We start from the raw sequence: 10,944 nt of genomic DNA, 5'->3' as shown, positions 1-10,944 counted from the left end.
CTGCGCGGCCGCATCGTGACCGTCGTCGACATGCGGGCGCGGCTCGGCCTTGCCCGCGCCGAGGACGGCAAGCCGCCTATGGCGGTCGGCGTCGATCTGCGCGGCGAGTCCTACGGTCTCCTGATCGACCAGATCGGCGAGGTGCTGCGGCTGTCCGAGGAGGGCCGGGAGGAGAACCCCGTCAATCTCGACCCGCGCATGGCGAAATTCGCCGGCGGCGTGCACCGCCTCGACGGCCAGCTGATGGTCATTCTCGACGTCGATCGCGTGCTCGAGCTCCTGCCGAAGGCAGCAATCGCCGCCTAGCCCGTCAACCGTCCCATAGGGGAGACAACAATGAAGAGCTGTCTGGTCGTGGATGACTCCAGCGTCGTGCGCAAGATCGCACGGCGTATCCTGGAGGAGTTGGGCTTCTCCGTCGTCGAGGCGGAGGATGGCGAGCGGGCGCTCGAGATCTGCACCAAGAGCCTGCCGGACGCCATTCTGCTCGACTGGAACATGCCCGTCATGGACGGTTATGATTTCCTCGGGCGCCTGCGCCGGCTGCCGGGCGGCGAAGGCCCCAAGGTGGTGTTCTGCACCACCGAAAACGACATCGATCACATTTCGCGCGCGCTGAACGCCGGCGCCAACGAATACATCATGAAGCCGTTCGACAAAGAGATTGTGGCCGCCAAATTCCAGGAAGTTGGTCTCATCCAGGCGCTGTCAGCCGAATCCGCCTGATCCCTTCGTCTGCCCAGAAGAGGCCGCCCGTGAACCAGCCTGATTATGAGTTCCTGCGCAAGCTGCTTCGAGACAAGTCCGGTCTCGATCTGTCTGCCGACAAGCAATATCTGATCGAGAGCCGCCTGCTTCCGCTCGCGCGCAAGGCCGGCCTGGCCAGCATCAGCGATCTCGTCCAGAAGCTGAAGGACGGGTCGAGCGCCTTGATCAGCCAGGTCGTCGAAGCGATGACGACCAACGAGACGTTCTTCTTCCGCGACAAGGTCCCGTTCGATCATTTTCGCGACGTGATCATGCCGGAGCTCCTCAAGGCGCGCGCCAACCGCAAGTCGATCCGGATCTGGTGCGCTGCTTGCTCGACCGGCCAGGAGCCGTATTCGCTGGCGATGTCGCTCAAGGAGATGGGATCTGCGCTCAGTGGATGGCGCATCGAGATCATCGCCACCGATCTCTCCCAGGAGGTGCTGGAGAAGTCCAAAGCGGGTCTCTACAGCCAGTTCGAGGTGCAGCGCGGGCTGCCGATCCAGCTTCTGGTCAAATATTTCAAGCAGGCAGGCGAACTCTGGCAGATCAATTCCGACGTGCGCGGCATGGTCCAGCATCGCCAGCTCAATCTGCTGCACGACTTCTCACAGCTCGGCACGTTCGACGTCGTGTTCTGCCGCAACGTGCTGATCTATTTCGATCAGGACACCAAGATCAACATCTTCGGCCGGCTCGCCAAGCAGATGGAGCCGGACGGCTTCCTCGTACTCGGTGCGGCGGAGACCGTCGTCGGCCTCACCGACGTGTTCAAGCCGCTCGCGGACCGGCGTGGCCTGTATCGCCCGAGCGGGATCGCTTCCGCGGCGAAGGCGTCCGCTCCGGGAATGCCCAGGATCGCGGCCGCGGGCAACTAGATGTTCCCGCAGCCCAATAGAGCAGGACGCGAAGATGTCTGACGACAACAAAGGTACGGAGCGCGTCACCTTCAGCCGTGGTTACGATGTCTGCATCATGGGCATCGACGGGACCTGGCGCAGGGACTGCCAGCTCAACGCCATCTCGGACACCGACGCGGTGCTGACGGTCGAGGGATCGATCCAGGGATTGAATCTGAAAGAGTTCTTTCTGCTGCTGTCCTCGACGGGGCTCGCCTACCGCCGCTGCGAGCTGGTCCGGGTCAACGGCTCCGAGATGGACATCCAGTTCATCAAGGGAAAGAACAAGAAGAAACGTGGCAACGCTTCCGCCGGCCAGGAAACGACCGTCAACTAGTTCGCCTTGCGGCAGCACGGCGCATTGCTCGCCCGCCGCTCGGGAAACTTCCGCGCGCGGAGCGACGAGGAGACGCGCCGGCCCGGGTCCTGCGCAAGTCCTAAGACGCGTGGCCTTTTTTCCGAGAGCCGCTTTACGTCGCCGCAGGGTCGGACGTGTATGACAACGACGTCGGTCAAATTTTCCAGGGACGGCCAATGCCGGTCATGAGTTCGGAACTTGCATCCAGCCGGTCGGAGCGCGCCGATGATGGCGAACGGCGCGCGCTGCAGCTCTTGGTCGTCGACGACGACGCCGCGCAGCGGACGCTGATCGCGCTGGCGGCCAAGCAGGCCGGCCACGCCGTGACGGTCGCGGCCACGTGCAGCGATGCGATCCGCGAGGTGCGCAACAACCGCTTTGACTGCGTGACGCTCGATCTCATGCTCGAGGATGGCGAGGGGACCGAGGTCCTCAAGGTCATCGCAGATACCCGCTTCGCCGGTTCCGTGATCGTGATCAGCGGCATGGATGCGGCAAAGCGAATTGAGGCCCGGCTGTTCGCGCGCTCGCTCGGGATCGACCTGCAGAGCCTGCCGAAGCCAGTCGATCTGGCAGCGTTGCGCATCTGCCTGGCGAATCTCGGCAAGACTGTGCTCGGCCTGCCCGTGGTTCACACCTGGGGCGGCGTCGCCGCCGAAAGTGTTGCCGCGAAGCATCGGTCCTGACAGAGCTGCATCGGCGCAAGCCGCGGTCCAGGGCGCAAAATCCTATGCAACGTCCGAATCCCGCCGATCTCTGATCAAAACGAGGGCAAGGCCGGCTGACGGCTGTACGTCTTGTGTCAAATGCCGTGCAGATTTTCGTGGGCTGAGGGCCGTGCACGCGTCCGCCGCCGAGCATGTCTGTGGGCGTGGTGCACGTGGGCAACGCCGATGCGATCAGAGTTTGATGTCGATCATGACGCTGTCGGCGTTGATGTGTTTTTGCAAGGCAGCATGCTGCCCGAGACGACTGCCTTGAGATCGTGTCCAGATCATGGTCTCGTGAAGGCGATCACCGATCTGCAGCTACTACTTGTGGGTTAGGATCATAAACCGTACAAATACGGGTGCCCAAAGCACCCGACGAGTATGGTATCATAAGACGCGCTTTCATTGTTTCTTCTCCTTTGCAAGAGCAATCGCCCATGGCCGAACAAACAGCTTCCCGCGGTGAGATTTTTGTCGTCGATGACGACCCAGCCGTGCGCGACACCCTCTCGATGGTCTTGTCGGCAGGTGGGTATGAAGTGATCTGTTTTGCGGACGGCGCCGCGCTCCTGGCGGTGGCGCGGAGCAGGACACCGGCCTGTATCCTGCTCGACGTGCACATCCCCGGAAAGTCCGGTCTCGACATTCTCAGGGAACTGCACGGCGAGGACTATCCGGCTCCGATCTTCATGATCTCGGGCCAGGGCGACATCCCGATGGCCGTCAATGCGATCAAGAACGGGGCGCTCGACTTCATCGAGAAGCCGTTCCGCGGCAGTGAGATCGTGGCCCGTCTGAACGAGGCGATCGGCGCGTTCGCGCGGCGGCAGAAGGAGAATGCCTCGCCGAAGATCGGCTCGCTGCATTTCCCCGGCCGCGAGCCGCTGACGCGGCGCGAGCGCGAGGTCCTGGAACAATTCACGGCGGGGGCCTCGAACAAGGAGGCGGGGCGCACGCTGGGCATCAGCCCGCGCACGATCGAGGATCATCGCGCCAACATCATGAAGAAGCTCGGCGCGCGCAACGCGGCCGATCTGATCCGCATCGTGATGACGGCGTCGCGCGCCAATTGAGCCGATGGTCGGGCCGCCCGCACGGGGCCTCAAGCTGGAGTAGCGGCAACCGCAAGCGCCAGGCCGCGTTGGTCGGGCCGCATTGGCCAAGCCTCGTTTTTCAAGCCTGGTTTTTCAAGCCTCGGTCGCGGCGAGCGCCTTGCGGATCATCTTGGCGAGCTCGGATTTGCGGTACGGCTTCGGCAGCAGAAGAATTCCTTCGTCGAGCCGGCCGTGATGCACCACGGCATTCTCGGTGTAGCCGGAGGTGAACAGGACCCGCTGCGTCGGACGAATCCGCTGGATCTCGGATGCGAGCTGGCGGCCGTTCATCGTCCCCGGCATGATGATGTCGGTGAAGAGCAGATCGAACGGCTCTCCGGCATTGGTGATCGCCAGCGCTTCGGCGGCATTGGCCGCCTCCAGCGTCGCATAGCCCAGTGCATGGAGCTGGGCGAGAACGTAGCCGCGCACCAGCCGGTCGTCCTCCACCACCAGGATCGTCTCCTGGCCGCCCTGGATCGCCGGCGCGTCGCCCGAGGGCTGCGTGATCGCTTCTTCGCTGCCCGGCGGCAGGTACATCCGGATCGTGGTGCCGTGGCCCTCTTCGCTGTAGATCCTGATGTGGCCGGCCGATTGCTTCACGAAGCCGTACACCATCGACAATCCGAGCCCCGTCCCCTTGCCCGGCCCCTTCGAGGTGAAGAACGGATTGAACACCTTGTCGATGATGGCGGCGGGAATGCCGCTGCCACTGTCGCTCACCGCGATCATCGCGTAGCGACCGGGCCGCACGTCGTCGTAGAGACTTGCGTAGTTCTCGTCGAGGTCGGCCCAGCCGGTCTCCAGGATGAGCTTGCCGCCATTCGGCATCGCGTCGCGGGCATTGAGCGCGAGGTTGATGACCGCCGTGGCGAGCTGGTTCGGATCGACATGCGCCACGCAGGTCTCGTCCTGGAAGACGGACTCGATCTCGATCTGCTCTCCGAGCGTCGGCCGCAGCAGCTTGGCTGTGTCGATCATCAGCGTGTTGACGTCGACCTCGCGCGGCTGCAGCGGCTGCCGGCGCGCAAAGGCGAGCAGATGCTGGGTGAGATCGGCCCCGCGCGCGGCGGCCTCGTCGATCATCCTGGTGATCGCGGCGAGCTGCGGCTCCTTGGCCACGGCCGCGGCGAGAATCTCGATCGTGCCGGTGATCACGGTGAGGATGTTGTTGAAGTCGTGTGCGATGCCGCCGGTGAGCTGGCCGATCGCCTCCATCTTCTCGGACTGGCGGATCCGTTCCTCGGTCGCGATCTTGTCGGTGAGGTCGCGGAAGAAGCCGTTCAGCACGAAGCCGTTGCGGGTCTTCAGCGCGGTCACGCTGAGTTCGGCCTTGAACTCGCGGCCGTCGCGCCGCTTCACCATGACCTCGCGTCGGCGGCCGACGCCGAGTGCGCTCGCTTGTCCGGTCATCAGGATGCGGCCGAGCGCGGCGCGCAGCTCCTCGCCGACGTCCCCGACGGTGATGACGTCGAAGACGTCCTTGCCGATGATCTCGGCGCGCGACCAGCCGAAGATCTTCTCGGCCTGGGAGTTCCAGTTGAGAATGGCCCCGTTGTCGTCGACCTGGACGAAGGCATCGAGCGCGGTCTCGACGATGTTGCGGGCGAGCTGTTCGCTCTCCCGGAGCGTCTCCTGCGCCAGCCGGCTCTCGGTCATGTCGCGGCCGATGAAGAAGTGGCGCTGCACCGGCTCCGACCAGTTCGAGGTCCAGGACAGCGTCACCACGCGGCCGTCCTTGTGGACGTAGCGGCAGTCGGAGGTGCGCGCCCGAAGGCCGAGGCGCGAGGCGCGAAGCTCCTCGCGTGCTTTGGGTAGATCGTCCGGGTGGATGAACTCCGCGCCGCTGCGGCCGATCATCTCCGCCGGCGTATAGCCGAGAATCGCCTCCACACTCGGTGAGACCTGAACCAGGATGCCATTGCGGTCGGTGATGAGGATCAGGTCCTGCGACGTCTCGAAGATGCGCCGCCGTTCCTCGGTCTGCTGGCGCAGCGCCAGTTCGGTCCGGCGGCTCTCGGTGACGTCGCGTGCGATCTTGGAGGCGCCGATGATCTGGCCGGTCGGTGATTTGATCGGCGAGACGCTGAGCGAGACCTGGACCAGCTCACCGTCCTTGCGGATCCGCACCGTCTCGAAATGCTGGATCCGCTCGCCGCGGGCCATGCGCGCCAGAAGGTCCTGGGCCTCGGCCATGCGCTCGGGCGGCACGAGGAAATCCGCAAGGCGGCCCACGGCCTCCTCGGCGGAGTAGCCCAGCATGGCCTCGGCTGCCGGATTCCAGGCGGTGATGGTGCCGTCCAGCGACAGCGTCACGATCGCGTCGTTCGACGATTCCACCGCGGCACTGTAGAGCCGTTCGCGGGCGGCGAAATGGTCGCGCGCTGCTTCGGTCAGGTAATGCTCCTGGACCTCGCGCTCGAGCTCGGCGGTCTTGGTGCGAACCTCGTCCAGCACGCGGGCGAAGGCGCGCGCCAGCACGCCGGTCTCGCCGACCGCCTCGAGCGGGATATTCACCGCCTCGCCGCGCCCCACGCCCTCGACGGCCTGGGTCAGTTGGTTGATCGGCCGCGTCAGCGAGCGCGCGACCACGAAGGCGAGCGCGGCCGCGCACAGCATCGCGATCAGGCCGACCTCGATCGCCGTCTTGCGGATGGCGAGGGCGGGCGCCATGAAGGCGGTGTTCGGGATCGTCTCGATCACCGCCACCCATTCCTGTCCCGCGAGCAGCGCCGGCGCGAAGGCGACACCGCCGGGACGATCGGCTTCGTCGTGCAGGATCTGCGCGAAACCCTCGGCGCTGCCGGTCGCGCCGGCGAGCGTCGGAAAATCGTCCTGCCATCGCGTCGATCGGCCGCGTTTCGAGGCGAATTCCCGGTCTGATTCGGGATGGAAGAGATAGTCGCCGCGGGCGTTCACGACATAGAGCTGCGCGCCCGGGCGGGCCGCCGTGCGCAGATGCGCGAAGATCGGGCGCATGTCGAGATCGACCATCAGGATCGCGTACGGCTTGCCGTCCGGCGCGAACACCGGCGTGCCGACGCACAGCATCGGCACGCCTGTCTTGGGGTCCGTCGTGTTGCCGTCGAGAATGATAGGCGAGAGCCGGATGCCGCCGGGCGGCAGGCTCAGCGTCTCCTTGATGTAGTTGCGCTCGCCGCGCGTGATCAGCTCGTTCTCCGGAACGATCCGCACCGTGTTGCCCGGCCCGAGCCGGTCGACCCGGATCAGCTCGCGATAATCGTTCTCGATCCCGACCAGGCGGATCATCGCGTAGGTCGGCTTGGCCTGCAGCTCGGCGAAGTAGCGCGTTGCGACCCGCTCGCGCCACGACTGCGCCGGCAGCCCTTCGCGGGGATCGGGAGCTCCCGTCTTCAGCGTGCGTATCAACGTCGCCAGATTTGGCGAGGCGCGATAGCCGTTGATGTCGTTCCGGGCGCCGCCGACATAGTTTTCGAGCTCGGTCGCCATCAGGCGCGAATGCGACTCGATTCGATCGAGCGCGCGTGGCAACAGCGCCCGCTCGAGGCTGCGATAGCCGAGCCAGCCGACGGCGAACACCGCGATCGCGACCAGCAGGATCATCGCGATCGCCAGCCGCGTCGTCAGCGTGAGGCGGCCGCCGAACCGCGGCGCCTCGCTCGCGCGCTGCGCGCCGCTGAGCAGGAGCCCTTCGGTTCGGCCGTCAGGATTTCGGAACAGCATCTTGGCCTGGCCGGGGTCGAGCAGCCCGATCGCCTGCCGATGCCAGGCATTCGGAAACCATCGTCAGGAGGGCTGCCGGTTTGAACGGCTTGGGCAATGCGGACACCGCTCCCAGCCTGGTGGCCATGGTAAGATAGTCGGGCTCGGTCACCGAGGTCGGGGTGTGGGCACGTCCCGAGGTCATGATGATCGGAACGCCCGGCGTGTGCTTGAGGATCAAGCGCATCGCCTCCAGCCCGTCCATGCCCGGCATGAAGATGTCCAGGATCACCAAGTCAAAGCTCTCGCTCTTGAAGCGGACGAGCGCCTTCTGGCCGTCGCCGGCGATGCCGACGACGTGACCGGCCCGTTCGAGCACGCGCTGAATTGTCAGCTGCATGAGCGGATCGTCGTCCACGACCAGAATCTTCGCCACGCTCCGCATCTCCCGATTGGCTGGCAGCAAGACCAACGGTCAGTTGTAAGGTTTTGCCCAATTCGCGGCGCGCCGCAAGCGTTTCGCCGGGCAAGTCACATGCAGGATGGGGCGCGGTGATCGATGTCCTGTACGGGACAAGGGTGGACTATCCGGGCGCCGGGCCTGCATTCGAGGCGCTCGCGCCGTAGTTGCATGGCACGGAGCGCTTCACAATCGCCTCGTCCTCGCGCCGAATGCACAATATTTGAGCACATGTGTGAGGGTTTGCGATCCCAGGTGGCGCGACAGACGGTGCGGACCAGCACGGGACGAAGTGGCCACAGACGACATGCCGGCGTGCGGCGTGACACCGCTCACGTCCTCCGATTGGGCGGGGCCGCTAGCCACTGAGATAGTCCGGCCAGCGGCCGCGAATGGTCGCGAGGTCGCTCAGCGTCCCGGTCAGGTGCTCGCGCAGATGCGTCTGCGCGTCGTCCGGCCGGCCGGCGGCGATCGCATCGACGATCTGCTTGTGATGGCGCAGGATCGTCTGCGCCTTGCCGGGCGAGGGCAGATGCAGCCGGCGCAACCGGTCGATGTGACCGCTGCGGCTGCGCACCAGGGTCCATAGCTCGTGCTTGTCCGCGGCGGTGTAGAGCCGCTCGTGAAATGCGTTGTCGACCACCGTGAATGACGCGAAGTCGCCGTCCTTGGCGAATCGCCGCTGCTGGGCGATCAGAGCATGGAGTTCGTCGATCGGCGCCGCCGCAGGCCGCAGCGCGAGCAGGCGCACGATCTCGAGCTCCAGCGCCTGGCGCAGGAATTGCGCCTGCTGCGCCCGACCAACATCGATGCGGCTGACCAGGGTCGCATGCTGCGGGAACACGTCGACGAGGCCTTCCTCGGCGAGGCGCATCAGCGCGTCGCGGATCGGCGTCGAGCTGAGGCCGAACTCGGCCTGCAGCGCCGGCCGCGACAATGGCGCTCCCGGTGGGAGCGCGAGGGCGATGATCTGGTCGCGCAACCGCTCGAAGACCTGCGGTGCCGCGCGCCGGCTCGGATCGAGCCGTTCGGGCGGGAGAACCGCAGCAGGCGTCGCGGGCAATGCCATTTGGTGGGACGTCCGGCTCGAATGTCGCAGGGGGAGAACAGCCCTTGTCAGAGATGCACTAATGCATTAGTGCATCTCTCCGCCGGCCGTCAAGAAGGAGCCGGCACGCGAGGAGGGATGTCCCATGTTCGAGAAGTTCGCGCGCTCGGCCGCACGAGCCGCCGGCCTGCTGGCCACGCTGCTGGTCGCGGCGGCCTGGAATGACGCCGCGCAGGCCCAGCAGAAGACCGAAATCTCGCTGTCGCGCCAGCCTGGCATCTTCTACATGCCGAGCCACATCATCGAGAAGAACAAGCTGATCGAGAAGCATGCGGCCGCGCTCGGCGCGCCCGGTGTCACCACCAAATGGCTGACCTTCTCCGGCGGTGGTGCGCAGACCGATGCGCTGCTGTCGGGCAGCGTCGACATCCTCAACACCGGCACCGGCAATCTGCTGCTGCTGTGGGACCGCACGCGTGGCGGCGTGAAGGGCATCGTCGCCACCTCGGCGCAGCCGATGACCCTGATCAGCCGCGATCCCAACATCAAGTCGATCAAGGACTTCGGTCCCAGTGACAAGATCGCCGTGCCGACCGTCAAGGTCTCGACCCAGGCCATCGTGCTGCAGATCGCGGCCGCCGAGGCGTTTGGCGCCGATCAGTGGAACAAGCTCGACGCCAACACCGTGCAGCTCGGTCACCCCGACGCCTATACGGCGCTGTCGAACCCGCAGCACGAGGTGCACAATCATTTCTCGATCCCGCCCTACACGTTCCTCGAATTGAAGAACGTGCCCGGCGCGCATGTCGTGATGAATTCGCCCGACGTCATGGGCGGACCGCTGAGCCAGGCGCAGTTCTTCACCACCACGAAGTTCGCCGACGCCAATCCGAAGATCATCCAGGCGGTGCGCGATGCGACCAAGGAAGCGCAGGACCTGATCCGCAGCGATACCAGGACGGCGGTCGAGATCTACAAGGAGATCACCGGCGACAAGACCTCGGTCGATGACCTGCTCGCCTGGCTCAAGGAGCCCGGCATGATGGAATGGAATCTGGAGCCGCAGGGCACCATGAAGTTCGCGGCCCATCTCGCCAAGATCGGCACCATCAAGACCCAGCCCAAGGCCTGGACCGACTATTATCTGCCGGTCGCGCATGATCTGAAGGGCAACTGATGTCCGCGCTGCTCGACGTCGATGGCGTCACCCTGCGCTACAAGACCTCCAGCGCGGTGATCACCGCGACGGAGCGGGTCGGCTTCTCCGTCGACCGCTCCGATCGCTTCGTGCTGCTGGGACCGTCCGGTTGCGGCAAGTCGACCTTGCTGAAGGCGGTCGGTGGCTACATCAAGCCGAGCGAGGGCCGGATGCGCATCAACGGCCGCGAGATCACCGGTCCCGGCGCCGACCGCATGATGATCTTCCAGGAGTTCGACCAGCTGCTGCCGTGGAAGACCGTGCTCGCCAACGTGATGTTCCCGCTGCTGACGGCGCGGCGCATGCCGCGCAAGGAGGCCGAGAGCCGCGCCCGCACCTATATCGAGAAGGTCGGGCTGACGCGCGTCGTCGATGCCTATCCGCACACGCTGTCGGGCGGCATGAAGCAGCGCGTCGCGATCGCCCGGGGCATGGCGATGGAGCCGGACATCCTGCTGATGGACGAGCCGTTCGCCGCGCTCGATGCGCTGACGCGGCGCACCTGCCAGGACGAGCTGCTGCAGTTGTGGAACGAGACGAAATTCACCGTCTTGTTCGTGACGCATTCGATCGCCGAAGCCATCAAGATCGGCAACCGCATTCTGCTGCTGTCGCCGCATCCCGGCCGCGTCAAGGCCGAGGTGGTCGACGTCGACAAGGTCTCGGCCGAGGACGGCAGCGCGGCGCGCCTGGAGAAGCAGATCCATGATCTCTTGTTCTCCGAACCTGCAACGACGCATTGAGGA

Annotated in this window: 11 protein-coding genes; 8 read left to right on the top strand and 3 right to left on the bottom strand. The window is 65.3% G+C overall.

Translation table 11 applies throughout. From position 1 onward, the window contains the following. The 6 genes from QW861_RS22195 to QW861_RS22170 form a co-directional block, all read left to right on the top strand. Positions 1-306: chemotaxis protein CheW (locus QW861_RS22195; protein ID WP_315828382.1), on the top strand; the 306-nt coding region annotated here is incomplete at its 5' end. A gap of 30 nt (positions 307-336) precedes the next feature. Then, a complete protein-coding gene (locus QW861_RS22190; RefSeq protein WP_315716971.1) occupies positions 337-726 on the top strand; it encodes a response regulator in 390 nt (129 codons plus the stop codon). Between the two features lie 29 nt (positions 727-755). Then, a complete protein-coding gene (locus QW861_RS22185; RefSeq protein WP_315750716.1) occupies positions 756-1,625 on the top strand; it encodes a protein-glutamate O-methyltransferase CheR in 870 nt (289 codons plus the stop codon). A 34-nt stretch (positions 1,626-1,659) separates the two neighbouring features. Further along, on the top strand, positions 1,660-1,983 hold the full coding sequence (locus QW861_RS22180) for a PilZ domain-containing protein (protein ID WP_315716973.1): 324 nt from the start codon (positions 1,660-1,662) through the stop codon (positions 1,981-1,983). Positions 1,984-2,180: 197 nt separating this feature from the next. Continuing rightward, positions 2,181-2,690, top strand: a complete 510-nt coding sequence (locus QW861_RS22175; RefSeq protein WP_315750717.1) for a response regulator — start codon at positions 2,181-2,183, stop codon at positions 2,688-2,690. A 461-nt stretch (positions 2,691-3,151) separates the two neighbouring features. Further along, on the top strand, positions 3,152-3,787 hold the full coding sequence (locus QW861_RS22170; protein ID WP_315750719.1) for a response regulator transcription factor: 636 nt from the start codon (positions 3,152-3,154) through the stop codon (positions 3,785-3,787). A 114-nt stretch (positions 3,788-3,901) separates the two neighbouring features. Here QW861_RS22170 and QW861_RS22165 read toward each other — a convergent pair whose 3' ends face one another. From QW861_RS22165 to QW861_RS22155, 3 genes are all read right to left on the bottom strand, one after another. Beyond that, positions 3,902-7,513: a PAS domain S-box protein gene (locus QW861_RS22165; RefSeq protein ID WP_315750722.1), complete on the bottom strand. Its 3,612-nt coding sequence runs from the start codon at positions 7,511-7,513 to the stop codon at positions 3,902-3,904. Next, positions 7,494-7,928 carry a response regulator gene (locus QW861_RS22160; RefSeq protein ID WP_315750724.1) on the bottom strand — a complete coding sequence of 145 codons (435 nt, stop codon included), beginning with the start codon at positions 7,926-7,928 and terminating at the stop codon, positions 7,494-7,496. Before QW861_RS22160 ends, QW861_RS22165 begins: the two co-directional genes overlap by 20 nt. Before the next feature lie 382 nt (positions 7,929-8,310). After that, positions 8,311-9,021: a GntR family transcriptional regulator gene (locus tag QW861_RS22155; RefSeq protein ID WP_315750726.1), complete on the bottom strand. Its 711-nt coding sequence runs from the start codon at positions 9,019-9,021 to the stop codon at positions 8,311-8,313. Between the two features lie 124 nt (positions 9,022-9,145). On the opposite strand from QW861_RS22155, the gene QW861_RS22150 reads away from it, so the two are divergent. Next, entirely contained in the window at positions 9,146-10,177 is a 1,032-nt protein-coding gene (locus QW861_RS22150) for an ABC transporter substrate-binding protein (protein WP_315750728.1), read from the top strand. After that, on the top strand, positions 10,177-10,941 hold the full coding sequence (locus QW861_RS22145) for an ABC transporter ATP-binding protein (RefSeq protein WP_315750730.1): 765 nt from the start codon (positions 10,177-10,179) through the stop codon (positions 10,939-10,941). The genes QW861_RS22150 and QW861_RS22145 overlap by 1 nt, the downstream gene beginning before the upstream one ends. Positions 10,942-10,944: the final 3 nt, after the last annotated feature.

Source organism: Bradyrhizobium sp. SZCCHNRI1029 (genome assembly GCF_032487555.1).
Lineage (GTDB): Bacteria > Pseudomonadota > Alphaproteobacteria > Rhizobiales > Xanthobacteraceae > Bradyrhizobium.
This window is presented reverse-complemented; position numbering and strand designations above follow the sequence as displayed.